The following is a 17,263-nucleotide window of genomic DNA, read 5'->3' as shown; positions in this document are numbered from 1 at the left end:
CATTCAGACTGTGTCACGCAGACGGTACCAGGCCTTGCCGATGGCCTCCAGCGGTGCCGCCAGAAGTTGGCCGCCGGGAAAGCCTGCATTGCGGATGCCCTGATATAGAGTCAGCAGGCGGTCGTCACCCAGGATGGCGTCAGCGACGGCACGCGCACCCGCCAGCGTCGGCAGCACGCCATGACCTGAAAAGCCCTGCAACCAGTAGCGCTGATTTTTACGACCGATATCGGGCGTGCGCCGGATACTGATGTCGATATGTCCACCCCAGGCAAATTCGAGCTTCACGCCGCGCAGCTGCGGGAACGCCCGTTCGAGTTGGGGCCGGGTGGCGGCCGCGATGTCCTTTGGAATACCGCCCAGGTATGTGCAGCCACCGCCGAACAGAAGCCGGTGGTCCGGGCTCAGGCGGAAGTAGTCGGGCACGAACTGATTGTCGATGACGCAACTATTGCGCGGCAACAACGAGCGGGCCAGGTCCGGTTCCAGTGGCGCCGTCGCGACCTGATAGGTGCCGACCGGCAAGAGGCGCTTCGACAGTTCGCGGTCGAGGCGGTCAATATAGGAATTGCAGGCAAGGACGAGGACATCCGCGCGCACCTCGCCCTGGTCGGTGCGCGCCACGTAGCCGGCGGGTGTTTCGCGGTATTCCAGTACGCGGCTTTGTTCGAAGATGCGCCCGCCGGCCCGCTCGATGGCGGCTGCCAGCCCTTGAGCCAGCTTCAATGGATTGAGATGCCCCGCGTCAGGATCGTACAGCGCCGCGCAGTAGCGCTCGCTCGCAATCCACTCCGGCATCTCCGCACGGGGAATGAAGCGCAACCGGTCATGGCCCCATTTGTCTGCCGCTTCATCGAGGGCTTGCTGCAACAGGGCGACGCGGCGTGGCTTGACGGCGGTCCATAGACTTCCGGCGCGGTAGTCGATATCGAAGCCGTGCCGTTCTGGCAACTCACGTATCTCGCGGGCGGCCCAGCGCATGCTGTCCCATAGCTGGCTCGCCCCCGCGAAGCCCAGCGCGTTCTCCAGCGGCTGCATGTCGCAGGACCAGCCGGGCAACGCCTGACCACCGTTGCGGCCAGACGCCGCCCAGGCGACACGGCTGGCCTCGAGCACGGTCACGCGCCTGCCGGCCGACGCCAGCCGCAGCGCGGTTTGCAAGCCGCTGAAGCCGGCGCCGATGATCAGCACGTCGGTGTCGAGGCGCTGTTCCAGCGTTGGGCGAAGCGGGATGGGAGCCGCATAGGTGCCGGCGTAGTAGCTCGCGACGTGTTGAGCCGACTGATGGAACATGGCACGCCCCTGTGAAAAAATCAGTCGAAAAGTTCATGAAAAATTATCACGAAAATTTCATGGCGGCAAGCGGCGCGAATATGACGATGGCGTGTCTTCGTCCGGTCTCGCTTTGCGTCGTGAGACGCAAAGCAACCAGCACTTACGATGCGTTGCGGGACCCGTCAGGAGGAAGCCACGAGGCGCGCACCTAGCCAGGTACGCAGCGCGTCGATCTCATCCTCGCAAACCGAGTGCGGCATCGGATACGCGCTCCATTCAACCTTGCAACCCTGTGCGATTGCAAAGTCGCGTGCGGCTTCCCCCAACTGGATCCGCAATACGTCGTCGAATCTGCCGTGCGCGGCAAAGACCGGCGCGTGTCGGTTCGCGGCGCTCAACTGGCTTTCGATAAAGCGCTGCGACGGCACATAACCGGACATCACGATGAGCCCGGCAAGCGCATCAGGGTGCGTCAGCCCCGCTGAATAGGTCAACGCCGCGCCTTGCGAGAAACCTGCGAGAAAGATATTCGAAGTGGGAATGCCACGCTGATTCTGCGCTTCGATCAAGCGGCGCACGGTCACGCAGGATGCTGCAATACCTGCCTCGTCGACCTCGCGGTTGACGCCCTGGAACGACCGGATGTCGTACCACGCGCGCATCACGTAGCCGTTGTTCGCGGTAACGGCAATCTCCGGCGCATTGGGAAATACGAAGCGCACGGCGGGTGCATCGGACAGATGCAGTTCGGGGACGAGTGGCACGAAGTCGTTGGCGTCGGCGCCGAGGCCATGCATGAGGATAACGGCGAACTTTGGGGCCGGCGCAGTTTCGATTTCGATGGTCGGCGACAGGTCGGTCATGATTTGACACTCCTCAGCGTCAGGAAAAGTTCAGATGATCGGGATCAGTACAAGCAGGATACCGCCAAGCGACACGAGCCAGACCAGCGAGCGGATATACGGAACGCCCGCGGCATAGAGCGGCACATAAGCGACTCGCGCGATCAGATAGAGCCACGCGCCCCAATGCGTCAGCGCACCTTCGCGGTCCGCCACGTGGGCAATCAGAATCGCGGCGGTGAAAACCGGCAGGGTTTCGAAGAGGTTGCTTTGCGCGCGCATGAGCCTTCCCGTGACTTTCCCCACCGTTGCCTCTGGTTCGTCGCGTGGACTCGCGTTATAGGCGATTCCACACTCGCGATTGCGAAGCATGGCAGGAAGAAGCACCTGGACGAGGGCAAGAACCAGGGTCCAGGCGAGGATGGTCAGCTCGATTGTCATCGTGGCTCCAGTCGTTAAGGTCGGGTGCGACGACTCTATTGCGGTGCTACTGAATCCATCCAGCGTGACCGATCCTGTTCAGCATGGCCGCCACAAACCTCTCTGTCACGGGAGGCAGGGTACGTCCACGCTTTTTGATCAGCGCGATCGGTCGTACAAAGGCTGCATCGTCAATTGGCCGGGCAACCAGCCCAGGCTCCGCCAGAACCTCGCGCGCCGTGCCCGGAAGAATGGTCACGCCGAGGCCGCCACGCACCATCGCCACGGCAGTCATCATGTAGGTCGGCTCGCAGGTGATCTCGGGCGTGTAACTGGCGCTCGCGAGCGCGGCGTCGACCACCGCCCTGACGCTCGTTCCCTGCGCCGTCAGCACCAGTGGCACGCTGACCAGATCCTTCAATTTGATGCGCCGCCGCCGCGCAAGGGGATGTTCCTTCGGGCACACCACAACGAGACGATCCACGCCGGAGTGCAGGATTTCAAACGCAGCGTCCGACAGGTCGCCCCCTGTCAGCCCGATATCGACATCTTCGTTGCGCACCAGCGTATTCACCATACTCGCCACCACGTCGCGGATATCGAAGCCAGCGTGCGGGACGTCCTTCTTCAGATCGAGGATCAGGTCGGGCAGCACGCTTGCAGCGAACGTCGGCAGACAGGCGATTCTCACCATGCCGCTCGAACCCTCGCCGAGCGCCCGCGCGTCGATCAGCACGTGTTCCATGTCGTGCAGCGACTTCTGCAGGACCGGCAGCAATTCCCGGCCGGCGGGCGTCAACGCGACGTTGCGGCTATTGCGGTCGAAGAGCCGCACGCCGACCGTCTCCTCCAGTCGGCGAATCTGCACGGTCAACGCGGGCTGGGACAGGTGCAGGCGTGCCGCCGCTCGCGTGAAGTTGCCCGTCTGCGCCACGGCGACGAAGGCGCGGATATCGCGAAGATTGAGATCCATTACGTTCTTTGATTGTTGTAATCAAATCATTTCAATTGCTTTATCGAATGACTGAAATTACGCTGGATCACACTAAAAGACAAGTCTGGAGACAAGCATATGCTGCCGTTACTGGGGCTAGCCACCATCACCGTCCTGCTCGGTGCGATCCTTTCGAAACGTATGTCGCCGCTGGTCGCGCTCATCATCGTGCCGATTGCGGCTTCGTTGATCGGCGGCTTCGGGCTGCAGACGAGCAAGTTCGTGATCGACGGTCTGAAGAGTCTCGCGCCGGTCGTCGGCATGTTCGTGTTCGCGATCCTGTACTTCGGGACGATCACCGACGCGGGCACGCTGGATCCGATCATCGACCGGATACTCCGGGCAGTCGGTACAAAGCCGACACGCATCGTGATGGGAACGACGCTGCTCGCGCTGCTGATTCATCTGGACGGCTCGGGCGCCGTGTGTTTTCTCGTGACGATCCCCGCCATGCTGCCGCTCTACGACCGTCTGAAAATGGATCGACGCGTGCTCGCCGCCGCGGTATCGATGGCGGCGGGGATCAACTTTCTGCCGTGGACCGGGCCGATGATCCGCGCGTCGGCATCGCTTCATCTGCCGATCTCGGCGCTCTTCAATCCGCTGATTCCGGTGCAGATCGTGGGCCTCGTCTTCGTATTCGGCATGGCGTTCTGGCTCGGCCGCCGTGAAGAGAAGCGTCTCGGATACTCCGGGGCGGACGGTTCGGTGCCGATGCCGAAACGCGAACTCACACCCGAAGAACAGGCGCTGCGCCGCCCGCAGAACTTCTGGTTCAACATCGTCCTGACGCTGATCGTGCTTGGCACGATGGTCGCGATGGGCGAGAAGATTCCACCGGCAATTATGTTCATGGTGGGTTTGTGCGTCGCGTTGATGGTGAACTATCCGAACGTGGACATGCAGCGCAAGCGGATCGACGCGCATGCACGCGCCGCACTGATGATGGCCGGCATCCTTCTCGCAGCGGGCGTCTTCACCGGCGTCATGCAGGGCAGCGGGATGCTCAAGGCGATGGCGCATGCGGCCGTCGGCTTTGTGCCGCCCGCCATGGCCGGCCATATTCCGGTCGCGCTCGGCCTCATTTCGATGCCGCTCAGCATGCTGTTCGATCCCGACTCGTTCTACTTCGGCGTGCTGCCGGTCGTCGCGGAAGTGGCTGGGCAACTCGGCGTGCCGGCGGTGCATGTCGGCCAGGCCGCGCTGCTGGGCCAGATGACCACGGGCTTTCCGGTGAGTCCGCTCACGCCGGCGACTTTTCTCGTTGTCGGGCTGTGCGGCATCGAGCTTGCCGACCACCAGAAATTCACGTTTCCGCTCCTGTTTGGCGCATCGGTCGTGATGACGATCGCGTGCGTCGTGCTGGGCGTTTTCTCTGTATGAATCCTGTTCGATGGGCGGTATCCGTATGACTGCAACTCAAGACGAACGCCGTGTGCGCATTGGCGCAGGCGCGGGTTATTCCGGCGACCGGATCGAGCCGGCGGTGGAACTGGCGGAGCACGGCGCGCTCGACTATCTCGTGTTCGAATGTCTCGCTGAGCGGACGATCGCGATCGCGCAGCAGGCGCGCCGCAAAAATCCTGAACTCGGTTACGACCCGCTGCTCGAAGCGCGTATGGAGGCGGTGCTGCCCATTGCCGTGCGGAAGGGCGTGCGCATCATCTCGAACATGGGCGCGGCGAATCCGCGCGCGGCCGCGCGCAAGACCGCTGAGATCGCGCTTGCGTCGGGACTCGATGGTCTGAAAATCGCCGCTGTCACGGGCGACGATGTTCTCGACGTCGTGCGGCGGGGAAATTTTCACTTCGAAGAATCGGGCGAAAGCGTCGCGTCGTTTGACGACCGCATCGTCTCGGCAAACGCTTACCTGGGCGCGGCACCGATTGTCGACGCGCTAGCCGCCGGCGCCGACATCGTATTGACTGGCCGGGTGGCGGACCCGTCGCTTTTCACGGCGCCGCTGATCCATGAATTCGGCTGGGACATGAGCGACTGGACCACGCTCGGCCAGGCGACCGTGGTCGGACATTTGCTCGAGTGCGCGGGGCAGGTGACGGGTGGCTATTTCGCCGACCCGGGCTTCAAGGATGTCCCGCACCTCGCCCGGCTCGGCTTTCCAGTGGGCGAGGTTGGCGCGGATGGTTCGGTCGTCGTGACGAAAGTGCCGCATGCGGGCGGGCGTGTCACCGAGGCGACGTGCAAGGAGCAGATCATCTATGAGATTCATGATCCGGCTCGATATCTGCAACCCGATGTCGTCGCCGATTTCACGCAGGTCCGCGTGCAGGAGGAAGCGCCCGACCGGGTTCGCGTGACGGGAGGCCGCGGCACGCCGCGCACGGAAACGCTGAAGGTTTCGGTAGCGTACGTCGATGGGTACATCGGCGAGGGGCAAATCTCTTATGGTGGCCCTGGGGCGCTCGCTCGTGCGCGACTTGCGCTCGATGTCGTGCGGGAGAGACTCCAGTTCACGGGCGTCAAGACGAGCGAACTGCGCTTCGATCTGATCGGCGTGAATGCGCTGTATGGCGAAACGGCCGGAAGGCGCGGCGGTGAGCCTTATGAGGTTCGCGCGCGCGTGGTTGGCCGCACTGCGTCGGTGGAGCAGGCCCTGCTGATCGGTAACGAGGTCGAGACGCTTTACACCAACGGCCCTGCCGGTGGTGGCGGCGTGACGAAATCGACCCGCGAAGTGCTCGCCGTCCAGTCAGTCCTGCTGCCACGGACGGACGTCAAACCTGCATTCGAGTTTGTGGAGGCGTGAAATGAAACTACGGGAACTCGCTCACTCGCGAACCGGTGACAAGGGCAACACGCTGAACGTATCGGTCATCTGCCACGACGCGCGTCATTACGGGCATCTGCGCCAGGAACTGACTGCTGAGCGTGTGAAAGCCCATTTGAGCGACGTCGTGCACGGCGACGTCGTGCGCTACGAGTTGCCCAATCTCGCAGCATTCAATTTTGTACTTGGGCAGGCGCTCGGTGGCGGCGTCACGCGTTCACTTGCCCTCGACGCGCACGGCAAATCGTTGAGTTCCGCGTTGATGGATCTGGACGTCGCGGATATTCGTTAGGTCCACGTGAGTCGATCGCCGCGTTGCCGCTCATCGAGCGATTGCAGACGACATCGCAAAGCTTCACTCGACGCCGTGCGGAATGCTGAGGTCGGCGAGCAAGACTAATTGAATTCTATAGACGATCGGTCTAATATCGATCGCATGGAAACGCCAACAGCCAAACCTCGCCGCGGCCGCCCGCCAGGCCCATCTCGTGAGTATGGGGACGCGCGCGGCGCGCTCATCCGATCCGGCATGGAACTGCTGACCGAACAGAGCTTCACGGCCACAGGCCTCGATGCGATGCTCAAGCGGGTGAACGTGCCAAAGGGTTCGTTTTACCACTACTTCGAAAACAAGGACGCGTTCGGCCGCGAAGTGATGAACGCGTATGACGCGTATTTCTGCGCGAAGCTGGATCGTTGGCTGCTCGACGATAGCTGCTCCCCACTCGGGCGCCTGCGTGCCTTCGTCGAAGACGCCAAGGCGGGCATGGCGCGGCACACGTTCGCCCGCGGCTGCCTGGTCGGCAATCTTGGGCAGGAGATTGGCGCACTCCCTGCCGGATACCGCGAACAGCTCGCCGGCATCCTGCAGGGCTGGCAGGATCGGGTGGCTGAGTGTCTGCGCGCCGCGCAGCGTCACGGCGAACTAGCCGGGCGGGCAGACTGCGACGCCCTTGCCGCGTTCTTCTGGATCGGCTGGGAGGGCGCGGTGCTGCGCGCACGTCTGGTCAGGAATGCTGCGCCGCTGGAGATCTTTTTTCAAGGCTTCATCGCGGGTCTGCCGCGCTAATGTTGCCAGTGGCCGATCTGCAAACCTGCCCTTCTTCTCAAACCTGTCGAAATGGGGTCCGTCATGTTCAATGCCATCCTTGTCGAAAAGGACAACGAAGCTTATAGCGCCAGAATCGCCGCACTCAGCGATTCGCAACTGCCGCCCGGCGAGGTACTCGTGAGGGTTGCGTACAGCACGCTCAACTACAAGGACGGTCTCGCGATTACCGGCAAGGGACCGGTGGTCCGCAGTTTTCCGATGGTGCCCGGCATCGATTTCGCCGGCACCGTCGAAGCGAGCACGCACCCCGGCTTTGCTGCGGGAGATCCGGTTGTACTCAATGGCTGGGGCGTCGGCGAACAGCACTGGGGCGGCCTCGCCCAGAAGGCGCGGGTCCAGGGCGACTGGCTCATCCCGTTGCCCGATGGTTTGTCGCTGAAACAGACGATGGCCGTCGGCACGGCCGGCTATACCGCCATGCTGAGCATCCTCGCGCTGGAGCGTCACGGCCTCAAGCCGGAACACGGCGACGTGCTCGTCACCGGCGCCAACGGCGGTGTGGGCAGCTTTGCCATAGCGTTGCTTGCCGCGCTTGGCTATCGGGTCGTCGCGTCGACGGGACGACCGCAGGAAGCGGATTATCTGAAGCGTCTGGGCGCGGCTGACATCATCGATCGCAGCACGCTTGCCGAACCTGGCCGTCCGCTGCAAAAGGAGCGGTGGGCCGCAGCGATCGATTCCGTAGGCAGTCACACGCTGGCGAATGTCTGCGCAGGCATTCGCGCCGACGGCGCAGTCGCGGCTTGCGGCCTCGCGCAAGGCATGGACCTTCCGACAACCGTCGCGCCGTTTATCCTGCGCGGTGTCAGTCTGCTGGGCATCAATAGCGTCATGCGTCCTGTTGCGCAGCGCAAGGAAGCCTGGCGACGCCTGGCGAAAGATCTCGACACGCGACACCTCGATGAAATGACACGAGAAATCGGGCTTGCCGATGCGATATCCGCGGCAATCGATCTGCTGAAGGGTGCTGTCAGGGGGCGGCTCGTCGTCGATGTGAACCGCTGAGCGCGGCACGTCAGCGAAACTGGCAGCGCGAGGCCGCCCCGCAAATCCAGCCGCCACTCACCGCCGGCCGATCCCTGCACAATGTTGCGTCAGAACCTGTCTTTGAAGGGTAAGTCGCAAAAGCGATCATGGCATGGAAAGGTTTCATTATGCGCCGGAACGCGGACGACGATATAGTCGATGCGATCCGAACAAAGGAGACACCTTGCCATGACGCAAAAAGTCTATCGCGGCGTATTCCCCGTCGCGCCCACCATCTTCGACGACCAGGGCCGTCTCGATCTGGAAGGTCAGAAGCGCGCGATCGATTTCATGATCGATGCGGGTTCCGACGGCATCTGCATTCTCGCGAATTTTTCCGAGCAGTTCGCGCTTACCGACGACGAGCGCACCGCAGTGCAAACGACTGTGCTCGATCATGTCGCCGGCCGCGTGCCGGTGATTGTCACGACGACGCACTTCAGCACGCATATCTGTGCCGAACGCAGCCGCGCCGCGCAGGACGCGGGCGCCGCGATGGTGATGATCATGCCGCCTTATCACGGCGCCACCATTCGCGTGTCGGAGCGCGGCATCCGCGAGTTCTACAGTCGGGTGTCGGACGCCATCGACATCCCGATCATGATTCAGGATGCGCCGGTCGCCGGCACGCCCCTATCCGCACCGTTCCTCGCGCAACTGGCGAAGGACGTGAAGAATGTGTCGTACTTCAAGATCGAGACGGCGCAGGCCGCATCGAAGCTGCGCGAACTGATCGAACTCGGCGGCGAGGCGATCGTCGGCCCGTGGGACGGTGAAGAGGCCATCACGCTGATCCCGGATTTCGACGCCGGCGCCACCGGCGCGATGACGGGTGGCGGATATCCCGACGGCATCCGCAAGATCGTCGACGCCTACGCGGGCGGCGACACGGAGCAGGCCGCAGCGCTCTATCAGCAATGGCTGCCGCTCATCAACTACGAAAACCGCCAGTGCGGTCTTGCAGCTTGCAAGGTGTTGATGAAAGAGGGCGGTGTCATCGCGTCGGATGCTGTGCGCCATCCGTTGGCACCGATGCATCCGGCCGTCCGCGAAGGCTTGCTCAAGGTCGCGCGCCGACTCGATCCGCTCGTGCTGCGCTGGGGGAAGTAAGGGCAGTCACGCTGCACGCGCTTAACAAGCGCTTTACAACTCAGCCACCACGCGATCCAGCTCACCAAGGAATTTCTGCCAGCCATAGCGGGCGCCCTGATAGTTCTGCTCGTTGTCGGGCCTGAAACCAGACTGCTCCATTCGAAGATGGGTACCGCCGTTCGTGGATGTCAGCGTGAAGGTAACGACGGTGGTCAATCGACCGGCTTCGTCGCCTGACGAGTTCCAACTGTACGAGAGAAGTCTTCCGGGTTCGATAGCGAGGACTTCGCAATCGGTTACGCCGTTCCAGTGCGGCATCGGGTCGGCGCGAAGATTGAACTTGTGGCCGACGACAGGCTGAAAATTGTTCGGCATCAACCAGTCTTCGATCAGGTGGCTCTGAGTCAGGGCACGCCAGACTTTTTCAGGCGAGTGGGATATCTGACGTTCAACGACAAGCGAGCGGGTGTCGGCAGGATTCGCGGTCATGGGTCAACCTAACGTAAGGGAGGCTAAAGATATCTGCTTTCGATTTCGTCGAAAAGCGCATGGGAGCGGCGGGTGAGACCGATCGTGTGGCCGACCTTATAGTTCAGGGACGGACTTCGCCGGGTCGTGCCGTTCACATATTTTTTGCCGTAGCAATTCACGCTCAGCATGGGCGAACTCCTTTCAGCAGGATACCTATTGATCCATTCGGTTCAGGAGGGATTCGAGTTGATCGAAGCGCTTGTTCCAGAAGGCGCCGTATAGCCCCATCCAGTCGACCAGTGGTGCCAGACCTTTGGGCTCCGCGCTGTAGTGGGCCTCGCGGCCGGCACGCCGGTGGCGCACCAGGCCGGCCTGTCTCAGGATGCCGAGGTGCTTCGAAACAGCAGGTTGTGAAATGCCGGCTCGATCCGTCAACGCCCGCACCGTCTGTTCCCCATCGCGCGCCAACTGTTCGAAAATCCCGCGGCGGGTCGGATCGGAGAGCGCGGTGAAGAGGTTGTCGAACCCTGTTTGCATGACAAATCCATAACCAGTGAGCTATTGATTAAATAATAGCTCGCTGGTTATGAGTCGTCAAGTGACCCGTTGGTGCGGCCGCGTTCACGCCATCGCGCCGGGCTACAACGTTTTCGAAGGCAACGTCCTTGCGAAAAAGTCCAGGGCTCGTTCGATCGTCTGAGTATGGATCGCGTCGCGGTCGACGCCGGGATTGTCCTTGCAGATGTTCGCGAGGCGATCCACCACGGCCGGCAGGCAAGTATCGAGGAACGTGTCGTGGGCCGCTCCTGGCACCAGGACCAGGTCTGCCTTGGGCAGGAACCCGCCTATGCGCCGGATGTTCGTTTCAACCGGCGCGGTCACATCGGCTGCGCCGGCAATCAGCGACACGGGGATATTCACTTCGGTGAAAGAAGTATTGTCGAATGCTTCGCCCAGAGCCGGAGCGATGGCGAAGACGGCCTTTATGCGCGCATCGCGATACGAAGCACCGGCACGCGCGAGGGACGCCGTCGCTTTCGGCGAGAGCGCGCCCGGCGCATCTGACTTGTCCTTGAGACGCTCCATTTCGGGCGGACGACAGATAGCGTCGGCAGCGGGCGAGCGGCAGAAGTGTTCGAAGGCCGGAAAATTGGTTCGCGCACCGGCCAGTTCCAGAACTGGATAGCCGCCGAGCGAGAAACCCACGGCTCCCACCCGGTCCGTGTCGATTCGGGGACGCAGCGTCGGATCGGCGAGGAGGGCGTCGAGCACTTCGCTGACGTCTGTGGCGCGTTCCCACCAAAGTATGAAGCCTTCGCGCGTCAACGGTTCCAGCGCGTTATTGCCTGGATGGTTGACGCCTGCCACGACATAACCCTGTGCGGCTAGTGCGGACGCCAGCCAGTCGAGGCTATCCGCGCTGCCGCCGGTACCGTGCGACAGCAGGAGCAGCGGATATTTCTGATGTACGGATGACAGCGGCGCTTTATTGACGGAGGGATGTCCACGAAAAATCGGGGCGCCGGGCTCACCGATGTCATGCGGTGCCTCGGGCAGTTCGGCGTCGACCGGATACCAGATTGTTGTCAGGAGCCCCTCAGTCTGAGCGCCGCGCCAGTTGCGGGCGACGTTGGGGTGAAACAGACGTATGGTCTCCCCGACGTGATACTGGGGTGCAGTGTCCGCTGTGTCTGCGGGCGCGGCAGCACCTGTCGAAAACGCCGCAATGAACGCGACGGCGGCAACGCAACGACGAAGCATGTTCATTCCCTCCGGATGGGAATCATGAGATCTGTCACGCACCTGTGCCGCAGACCGGACCGCGGCGGGTTCCGATAGAACTCCAGGGCCGGGCGGTCGTCTGGCTCGTAGCCGCTCTGAGGCAACCAGCCTCCGAACAGGGCTCGAAAGGTCGGCGCAACGAGCGCATACGGGCCGACGAGTCGGTGAGTGGCATAGAGACCGCCCTCGATTCGCACAGGCTCGATTGAGCCAAACGGTTCAGTCGGCGTTGCCGGCACGATTCCGGCGAGGTAAGAGAAACTGCCGCTCTCCTCGGGATCGCCCGAGCAGATGCCGATCATCCGTTGGTCTTTCGCGGAAGCGCCGTCGCAGCGCAGCATTTGTAGCAGTGTCCGGAACGTCTGCCCGATGGTGGTGTTCGGCCCATGGTGGCGAAGACAAAGAACATCGATGGACGGCAGCTCGGTAAGTTCGACGATCGGCAAACCTGTGTCGGCCGCTTTCTCATTGCGCGTCGTCGATTTTTCTGCCGGAGTGTGTGAGGCAGCCAGATTTCGTTGCCGCGTCTGGAAGGCGCTCGGGCTGACACCGGCGAATCCGCGAAAGGCTCTCGCGAAGGCTTGTGGACTTTCGTAACCGACGTGATGGGCAATCGTGGTTACCGTGTCGGTTGCTTCGGTCAGATGATGCGCGGCCTGTGCCAGCCGCAGGCGCTGAACGGTTTCAACGACGCTTTCGCCCGTCAGGGCGCGATAGATGCGATGAAAATTGCGCATCAAGCCAGCGCAGCGAACCCTTCATGGATGGCGCCGACGTTCGACGGCCGTACCACCCGTGCGACTTCGTTGCCGTCGCGCACGAAGATCAGCGTGGGCCACAGTTTGACCTTGAATGAACGGCCAAGGAGCCGCCCTGGCCCGTCTTCGATCTTGAGGTGACGAACGTTGGGATGCTGCCCGAAGGCCTGTCCGATCAATGCCTGGGCACCCTGACAGTAGCCGCACCAGTCGGTGCCGAATTCGAGGACTGTCGCGCCGGCAAGCGCGGCAACTTGCGCGCGGCTCGGCGCGGAGGGTGAGTAGGGAGTATGCGTTGCCATAGGGTTCCGGATTACGGTTGCGACGGCGCGAGCCGCCTTTGTGATTAATGTACCGGAAAAATCGTGGTTCAGACCTGCGCCGCGGTCTCCCATACAAGCGAATCCCCCTCTGATGGATCGCGCGGAAGACGCAAAACATAAATGTTGAGTCGATATAAACATATACAAATAGAATAATTCTCAGGTGTGCGCTTCGTCGCTACGCTTGCGTTCATATCGCAAGCGAGGACGTATGACTTCATCTGCTCCAACTTCATTTCTGGCAAGAAGACGCGTGCTGGGTCTCCTGGCGGCAGCACCTGTTGTCGCTGCGCCAGGCGCACTGCATATACCAGAGGCCTACGCCGCCGATCTCGGGTCGGTCACGCTTGTGCTCGGCGATCAGGCCGGTGGCACGCGCGCCCTGGCCGAGGCCGCGAAGGTGCTCGACGGGGCGCCATACGCGTTTCGCTGGGCCAACTTCCAGGGGGCGGCACCGCTGTTCGAAGCGCAACGCGCAGGAGCCGTCGATCTGGCACCGGCCGGCGATCTGCCTGTTCTCGCTGCGGCGGCAGGTGACCCGTCGCTGAGAATCGTGGCGACGCGAGTCGGGTCGGGTGCGCAGCTCGGCATCCTCGTCGGGCCGAACTCGACCATTCGTAACGTCGCCGGGTTGAAGGGGCGCACCGTGTTCGTATCGTCCGCACGCGGAAGTATTTCGCAGTTTCAGCTTTACGGCGCGCTCGCGGAAGCGGGGTTGTCGAAGGGCGACGTCACGGTCCGCTTCATCCTTCCGGTAGACGCATTCGCCGTGTTTGCATCAGGCGCCATAGAAGTGTGGGCCACCTTCGATCCGTACTATGGCATCGCGATACAGCGCGGGGCACGCATTCTGCGCGACGGTACCGGCATCAACAGCGGGCTGGGATTCATCACGGCATCCGGCGCGGCGGTGGCAGACGGGAAGAAGCGCCTCGCCATTGCCGACGTCCTGTTGCGGCTGCAACGTGCTGGCGACTGGGCGCTCGCGAATCCCGACGCCTACGCACAGATCTACGCAACCCTCACGCGGGCGCCAATCGACGCCGCGAAGCAGATCACGAGGCGTTCGGCGCTGAAGCAGCGTTTCGTCGTCGATGCGGATATCGCCGCCCTTCAAAAGGTCGCCGACAGCGCGTTTCACGATGCGATCCTGCCGCGCCGCATCGATGTTCGCGCAATCTCCGACACCCGCATCGCTGGCGCGTGAGCGCATCACCTAAAGGCACATCGATATGTCCTCTCAAACGCAAACACTCGAACTCGCCGACCTCGAAAACGCGGGTGGCCAGCCACGCGAGCGAAGCGGCCGGATCGTCGTTGCGACCGTTGCCGCGTTGGCGTGGCTGGGTAGCGCGGCAATCACCCAATGGTGGCCGAGTCTCGACGATTGGTCTAACACGCGCGAGCTGCTGATCCTCAAATTCGCGCTTGCCGCCGCGTCTGCGCTCCTTGGCGTAATCGGATGGCACGCCGGCTCATTGGCGCGAGACGACCCGTCGCGCGCGCAGGCATGGCTAGCCACCGCGCCGTGGTTGCTTGCGCTCGCGCTTGGCGTCAGCGCGTGGGAAATCGTGACGGCGAAGCTCGAATGGCTGCCTCGTCCCTTCTTTGCGCCGCCGCAGGCGTTGATCGGCGTTTATTTCGACGATTTTCCACGGCTGTCCGCAAGCGTCGTCCATTCTCTTGGGCTGCTCCTGTACGGCTACGCGATCGGTGCGCTGGCCGGCTTCGTCGTGGGCGTGAGCATCGGCTGGTCGCGTGCGGTCGGCTACTGGCTGCATCCGGTGTTGCGTTTGATCGGGCCGTTGCCCGCCACCGCATGGCTGCCGCTCTCCTTTTTCTTCTTTCCGTCGAGTTTCAGCGCAAGCGTTTTCCTGATCGCCCTGGCGACTGCGTTTCCCGTAGCCGTACTGACCTGGTCTGGTGTCGCGAGCGTCAATTCCGCCTACTACGACGTTGCCCGCACGCTTGGCGCGCGGCCGTCGTTTCTGATTCTGAAGGTCGCGATTCCGGCTGCGTTGCCGTCGGTGTTCGTCGGCCTTTTTATGGGGCTCGGCGCGTCGTTCTCGGTGCTGATCGTCGCCGAAATGATGGGCGTGAAGGCGGGGCTCGGCTGGTATCTGCAGTGGGCGCAGGGCTGGGCCGCGTACTCGAACATGTATGCGGCGCTGCTGGTGATGGCGCTGATGTGTTCCGGTCTGATCACGCTTCTGTTTCGCGTACGTGATCGTCTGCTCGCCTGGCAAAAGGGAATGCTCAAATGGTAGCTACATCCGAAGTTCTCGTCTCGTCCGGCGCGTTTGCGTCGGGTCATGTCCGCGAGGGCGCCCGCATCGAAATACGCCACGTCAGCCATCGCTTCGCTCTGCAAGGTGAAGCGCTGTCGGTTCTCGACGACGTGAGTCTATCTGTCGATCCGGGCGAATGTGTCGCGCTGCTCGGCCCAAGCGGTTGCGGAAAATCGACGTTGCTTCGCCTCGTGGCGGGTCTGGAAAAGCCCGTGACGGGAAGCTTGCATGCGAACGGCGTGCCCGTCGATGGACCTGATCCGTCGCGCGTGGTCGTGTTCCAGGACCCGACGCTCTTTCCGTGGCGCACGGTGCGCGACAACGTCGGATTAGGCCCGCAAGCGCAGCGCTCGGGCCGCATTGCGCGCAAGAATCCGGACGCGCGCAGTGTCGACGGTCGCATCGATGCCGCGCTCGAACTGGTCGGCCTTTCACAATTCGCCGATGCGTTTCCGCATCAGCTTTCGGGCGGCATGGCGCAGCGCGCCGCGCTGGCGCGCGCGCTTGTGAACGATCCGGCGCTGCTCGTACTTGACGAGCCGTTCGGCAAGCTCGATTCGCTCACGCGCATCCGCATGCAGGGCGAACTGGTGCGCCTGTGGCAGGCGGCACGCTTCTCGGTACTGCTTGTCACGCACGACGTCGAGGAGGCGCTGTACGTCGCGAATCGCGTCATCGTTCTCAGCGAGCGTCCTGCGCGGGTCGTGGCGGAAGTGCGAAACGACGCGCCTTATCCGCGTCACCGCGACGATCCGAAGCTCGTTGCGCTACGCCGCGAAGTACTGGCTCAACTCGGACTCGATGCGTGAGCGCCAGGCTACCTTCACTAACCACAACACCACGCAATGGGGAATGCAAGCGATGAACTTCAATGACGACTCCGCGCCGGCGAATCGTGCGCGTCGCGCATGGCTGCGCAAGACGGTCTGGACCGCGGGTGCGGCGGCGCTGGGCGATGTATCGCCAGGCCTTTCAGGACAGCGCGCCCTGGCGGACGACAACCTCAAACCGTTGAAGCTGTCATGGAATGCTGGTGCGATCTGCACGGCGCCCGTGCCAGTCGCGGTCAAACAGGGCTTCTTCCAGAAGCATGGGCTTCAGGTGGAACTCGTCAATTTCGCGGGCTCGACGGATCAGTTGCTGGAGGCGATCGCAACGGGTAAGTCGGATGCCGGCGTCGGCATGGCGCTGCGCTGGATCAAGCCGCTAGAGCAGGGCTTCGACGTGAAGCTGACGGCAGGCATTCACGGCGGCTGCATGCGGCTGCTGGCGACGAAGGCGGCTGGCATCGTCGACTTGCCGGGTCTCAAGGGACGCACAGTCGGTGTGAGCGACATGGCGAGCCCCGCAAAGAATTTCTTCGCGATCGCCTTAAAGAAGCTCGGCATCGATCCGGACAACGACGTTCGCTGGCGGCAATATCCCGCGACCCTGCTCGGGGAAGCGCTCAGGAAGGGGGAAGTGCAGGCCATTGCCGACGGCGATCCGACCATCTGGACGCTGCGCGAGTCGGACCACTTGCAGGAGGTGTCGAACAACCTTTGTGGCGAGTACCAGAACCGGGTGTGCTGCGTGCTGGGCGTTCGCGGTTCGCTGATTCGCAAAGACCGTGCAACGGCGCAGGCTCTGACTCAGGCATTACTGGACGCAACTGAGTGGACAGCCAGCCACCCCGCCGACGCAGCCGCCATCTTCTCGGCTTACACGCCAGGCGCGGACGTCGGTCAGCTCACGGCGATGCTGAAGAGCCATACCGACCGTCATCACCCGGTAGGCGATGCGTTCAGGAAAGAGATCGCGCTATACGCGGACGACCTGAAGTCGGTCGGCGTGATCAATACTGGCACGAATTCTGACCACTTCGCGACGCGTGTGTTTTCCGACGTGCTGGCTTAGGGCGGGTGAACGGTTGACGACGTATGGCAGCTGGGCTTTGGGCGATTGAGGCATCGCGCGCGTGTAGAACATGCGCGGTGGCTGTAGCGCGCTTCGAGCAAGGTTGTCCCGTGCAGCGGATGTGCACGCTCCAGTTGGGGCGACGGCGCGGTGCACGATGCCCCCAACGCGACCGCGTTCGACACGCCACGATTCGC

Annotated in this window: 20 protein-coding genes; 10 read left to right on the top strand and 10 right to left on the bottom strand. The window is 62.6% G+C overall.

Translation table 11 applies throughout. The features are described 5' to 3' along the window. Positions 1 to 3: 3 nt before the first annotated feature. The 4 genes from B0G77_RS24475 to B0G77_RS24460 all read right to left on the bottom strand — a co-directional run bounded on the left by B0G77_RS24475 (position 4) and on the right by B0G77_RS24460 (position 3,510). Positions 4 to 1,293, bottom strand: a complete 1,290-nt coding sequence (locus B0G77_RS24475) for an FAD-binding oxidoreductase (RefSeq protein WP_133664644.1) — start codon at positions 1,291 to 1,293, stop codon at positions 4 to 6. A 164-nt stretch (positions 1,294 to 1,457) separates the two neighbouring features. Beyond that, positions 1,458 to 2,138, bottom strand: coding sequence for an alpha/beta hydrolase (locus B0G77_RS24470; protein WP_133664643.1), 681 nt, complete (start codon positions 2,136 to 2,138; stop codon positions 1,458 to 1,460). Between the two features lie 30 nt (positions 2,139 to 2,168). After that, positions 2,169 to 2,558 carry an MAPEG family protein gene (locus B0G77_RS24465; protein WP_133664642.1) on the bottom strand — a complete coding sequence of 130 codons (390 nt, stop codon included), beginning with the start codon at positions 2,556 to 2,558 and terminating at the stop codon, positions 2,169 to 2,171. Positions 2,559 to 2,604: 46 nt separating this feature from the next. Then, positions 2,605 to 3,510: a LysR family transcriptional regulator gene (locus B0G77_RS24460; protein WP_133664641.1), complete on the bottom strand. Its 906-nt coding sequence runs from the start codon at positions 3,508 to 3,510 to the stop codon at positions 2,605 to 2,607. Between the two features lie 99 nt (positions 3,511 to 3,609). Here B0G77_RS24460 and B0G77_RS24455 point away from each other — a divergent pair, with 99 nt between their 5' ends. The 6 genes from B0G77_RS24455 to B0G77_RS24430 all read left to right on the top strand — a co-directional run bounded on the left by B0G77_RS24455 (position 3,610) and on the right by B0G77_RS24430 (position 9,566). Further along, positions 3,610 to 4,914, top strand: a complete 1,305-nt coding sequence (locus tag B0G77_RS24455) for a citrate:proton symporter (protein ID WP_133664640.1) — start codon at positions 3,610 to 3,612, stop codon at positions 4,912 to 4,914. Positions 4,915 to 4,939: 25 nt separating this feature from the next. Continuing rightward, positions 4,940 to 6,298 (top strand): acyclic terpene utilization AtuA family protein, encoded by a 1,359-nt coding sequence (locus B0G77_RS24450; RefSeq protein ID WP_133664639.1) that lies wholly within the window; start codon positions 4,940 to 4,942, stop codon positions 6,296 to 6,298. Position 6,299: 1 nt separating this feature from the next. Continuing rightward, entirely contained in the window at positions 6,300 to 6,611 is a 312-nt protein-coding gene (locus tag B0G77_RS24445; protein WP_133664638.1) for a hypothetical protein, read from the top strand. A gap of 144 nt (positions 6,612 to 6,755) precedes the next feature. Continuing rightward, positions 6,756 to 7,388 carry a TetR/AcrR family transcriptional regulator gene (locus B0G77_RS24440; RefSeq protein ID WP_133664637.1) on the top strand — a complete coding sequence of 211 codons (633 nt, stop codon included), beginning with the start codon at positions 6,756 to 6,758 and terminating at the stop codon, positions 7,386 to 7,388. A 63-nt stretch (positions 7,389 to 7,451) separates the two neighbouring features. After that, the gene (locus tag B0G77_RS24435; RefSeq protein WP_133664636.1) at positions 7,452 to 8,435 is read left to right on the top strand and encodes an MDR family oxidoreductase; all 984 of its coding nucleotides are present in this window, start codon (positions 7,452 to 7,454) and stop codon (positions 8,433 to 8,435) included. A 210-nt stretch (positions 8,436 to 8,645) separates the two neighbouring features. Continuing rightward, entirely contained in the window at positions 8,646 to 9,566 is a 921-nt protein-coding gene (locus tag B0G77_RS24430; protein ID WP_133664635.1) for a dihydrodipicolinate synthase family protein, read from the top strand. Between the two features lie 33 nt (positions 9,567 to 9,599). On the opposite strand, the gene B0G77_RS24425 is transcribed toward B0G77_RS24430, so the two are convergent. The 6 genes from B0G77_RS24425 to B0G77_RS24405 all read right to left on the bottom strand — a co-directional run bounded on the left by B0G77_RS24425 (position 9,600) and on the right by B0G77_RS24405 (position 12,861). After that, positions 9,600 to 10,037 (bottom strand): SRPBCC domain-containing protein, encoded by a 438-nt coding sequence (locus B0G77_RS24425; RefSeq protein WP_133664634.1) that lies wholly within the window; start codon positions 10,035 to 10,037, stop codon positions 9,600 to 9,602. 23 nt (positions 10,038 to 10,060) lie between these two features. Next, a complete protein-coding gene (locus B0G77_RS43425; protein ID WP_166656266.1) occupies positions 10,061 to 10,207 on the bottom strand; it encodes a hypothetical protein in 147 nt (48 codons plus the stop codon). Positions 10,208 to 10,232: 25 nt separating this feature from the next. After that, entirely contained in the window at positions 10,233 to 10,556 is a 324-nt protein-coding gene (locus B0G77_RS24420) for a metalloregulator ArsR/SmtB family transcription factor (protein ID WP_133664633.1), read from the bottom strand. A gap of 102 nt (positions 10,557 to 10,658) precedes the next feature. Beyond that, complete coding sequence (locus B0G77_RS24415) at positions 10,659 to 11,780, bottom strand: peptidase (protein ID WP_133666849.1); 1,122 nt, start codon at positions 11,778 to 11,780, stop codon at positions 10,659 to 10,661. A 2-nt stretch (positions 11,781 to 11,782) separates the two neighbouring features. Continuing rightward, positions 11,783 to 12,538: a GyrI-like domain-containing protein gene (locus B0G77_RS24410; RefSeq protein WP_133664632.1), complete on the bottom strand. Its 756-nt coding sequence runs from the start codon at positions 12,536 to 12,538 to the stop codon at positions 11,783 to 11,785. Continuing rightward, positions 12,538 to 12,861: a thioredoxin family protein gene (locus B0G77_RS24405; RefSeq protein WP_133664631.1), complete on the bottom strand. Its 324-nt coding sequence runs from the start codon at positions 12,859 to 12,861 to the stop codon at positions 12,538 to 12,540. Before B0G77_RS24405 ends, B0G77_RS24410 begins: the two co-directional genes overlap by 1 nt. A 232-nt stretch (positions 12,862 to 13,093) precedes the next feature. On the opposite strand from B0G77_RS24405, the gene B0G77_RS24400 reads away from it, so the two are divergent. From B0G77_RS24400 to B0G77_RS24385, 4 genes are read left to right on the top strand one after another with little or no spacing between them, the layout of a single operon-like run. Further along, positions 13,094 to 14,089: an ABC transporter substrate-binding protein gene (locus B0G77_RS24400; protein WP_133664630.1), complete on the top strand. Its 996-nt coding sequence runs from the start codon at positions 13,094 to 13,096 to the stop codon at positions 14,087 to 14,089. Between the two features lie 25 nt (positions 14,090 to 14,114). Further along, the gene (locus B0G77_RS24395) at positions 14,115 to 15,149 is read left to right on the top strand and encodes an ABC transporter permease subunit (protein WP_133664629.1); all 1,035 of its coding nucleotides are present in this window, start codon (positions 14,115 to 14,117) and stop codon (positions 15,147 to 15,149) included. Beyond that, positions 15,143 to 15,979 carry an ABC transporter ATP-binding protein gene (locus B0G77_RS24390; protein ID WP_133664628.1) on the top strand — a complete coding sequence of 279 codons (837 nt, stop codon included), beginning with the start codon at positions 15,143 to 15,145 and terminating at the stop codon, positions 15,977 to 15,979. The genes B0G77_RS24395 and B0G77_RS24390 overlap by 7 nt, the downstream gene beginning before the upstream one ends. A gap of 52 nt (positions 15,980 to 16,031) precedes the next feature. Beyond that, positions 16,032 to 17,066 (top strand): ABC transporter substrate-binding protein, encoded by a 1,035-nt coding sequence (locus B0G77_RS24385; RefSeq protein WP_133664627.1) that lies wholly within the window; start codon positions 16,032 to 16,034, stop codon positions 17,064 to 17,066. Positions 17,067 to 17,263: the final 197 nt, after the last annotated feature.

This window comes from Paraburkholderia sp. BL10I2N1, assembly GCF_004361815.1.
Classification (GTDB): domain Bacteria; phylum Pseudomonadota; class Gammaproteobacteria; order Burkholderiales; family Burkholderiaceae; genus Paraburkholderia.
The sequence above is the reverse complement of the archived record's forward strand: the minus strand, read 5'-3'. Positions and strand labels throughout refer to the sequence as shown.

Excerpts from the sequence above, each read along its gene's own strand:
- B0G77_RS24475 (WP_133664644.1), bottom strand. The coding sequence starts at position 1,293 with ATGTTCCATCAGTCGGCTCAACACGTCGCGAGCTACTACGCCGGCACC.
- B0G77_RS24470 (WP_133664643.1), bottom strand. The coding sequence starts at position 2,138 with ATGACCGACCTGTCGCCGACCATCGAAATCGAAACTGCGCCGGCCCCA.
- B0G77_RS24465 (WP_133664642.1), bottom strand. The coding sequence starts at position 2,558 with ATGACAATCGAGCTGACCATCCTCGCCTGGACCCTGGTTCTTGCCCTC.
- B0G77_RS24460 (WP_133664641.1), bottom strand. The coding sequence starts at position 3,510 with ATGGATCTCAATCTTCGCGATATCCGCGCCTTCGTCGCCGTGGCGCAG.
- B0G77_RS24455 (WP_133664640.1), top strand. The coding sequence starts at position 3,610 with ATGCTGCCGTTACTGGGGCTAGCCACCATCACCGTCCTGCTCGGTGCG.
- B0G77_RS24450 (WP_133664639.1), top strand. The coding sequence starts at position 4,940 with ATGACTGCAACTCAAGACGAACGCCGTGTGCGCATTGGCGCAGGCGCG.
- B0G77_RS24445 (WP_133664638.1), top strand. The coding sequence starts at position 6,300 with ATGAAACTACGGGAACTCGCTCACTCGCGAACCGGTGACAAGGGCAAC.
- B0G77_RS24440 (WP_133664637.1), top strand. The coding sequence starts at position 6,756 with ATGGAAACGCCAACAGCCAAACCTCGCCGCGGCCGCCCGCCAGGCCCA.
- B0G77_RS24435 (WP_133664636.1), top strand. The coding sequence starts at position 7,452 with ATGTTCAATGCCATCCTTGTCGAAAAGGACAACGAAGCTTATAGCGCC.
- B0G77_RS24430 (WP_133664635.1), top strand. The coding sequence starts at position 8,646 with ATGACGCAAAAAGTCTATCGCGGCGTATTCCCCGTCGCGCCCACCATC.
- B0G77_RS24425 (WP_133664634.1), bottom strand. The coding sequence starts at position 10,037 with ATGACCGCGAATCCTGCCGACACCCGCTCGCTTGTCGTTGAACGTCAG.
- B0G77_RS43425 (WP_166656266.1), bottom strand. The coding sequence starts at position 10,207 with ATGCTGAGCGTGAATTGCTACGGCAAAAAATATGTGAACGGCACGACC.
- B0G77_RS24420 (WP_133664633.1), bottom strand. The coding sequence starts at position 10,556 with ATGCAAACAGGGTTCGACAACCTCTTCACCGCGCTCTCCGATCCGACC.
- B0G77_RS24415 (WP_133666849.1), bottom strand. The coding sequence starts at position 11,780 with ATGCTTCGTCGTTGCGTTGCCGCCGTCGCGTTCATTGCGGCGTTTTCG.
- B0G77_RS24410 (WP_133664632.1), bottom strand. The coding sequence starts at position 12,538 with ATGCGCAATTTTCATCGCATCTATCGCGCCCTGACGGGCGAAAGCGTC.
- B0G77_RS24405 (WP_133664631.1), bottom strand. The coding sequence starts at position 12,861 with ATGGCAACGCATACTCCCTACTCACCCTCCGCGCCGAGCCGCGCGCAA.
- B0G77_RS24400 (WP_133664630.1), top strand. The coding sequence starts at position 13,094 with ATGACTTCATCTGCTCCAACTTCATTTCTGGCAAGAAGACGCGTGCTG.
- B0G77_RS24395 (WP_133664629.1), top strand. The coding sequence starts at position 14,115 with ATGTCCTCTCAAACGCAAACACTCGAACTCGCCGACCTCGAAAACGCG.
- B0G77_RS24390 (WP_133664628.1), top strand. The coding sequence starts at position 15,143 with ATGGTAGCTACATCCGAAGTTCTCGTCTCGTCCGGCGCGTTTGCGTCG.
- B0G77_RS24385 (WP_133664627.1), top strand. The coding sequence starts at position 16,032 with ATGAACTTCAATGACGACTCCGCGCCGGCGAATCGTGCGCGTCGCGCA.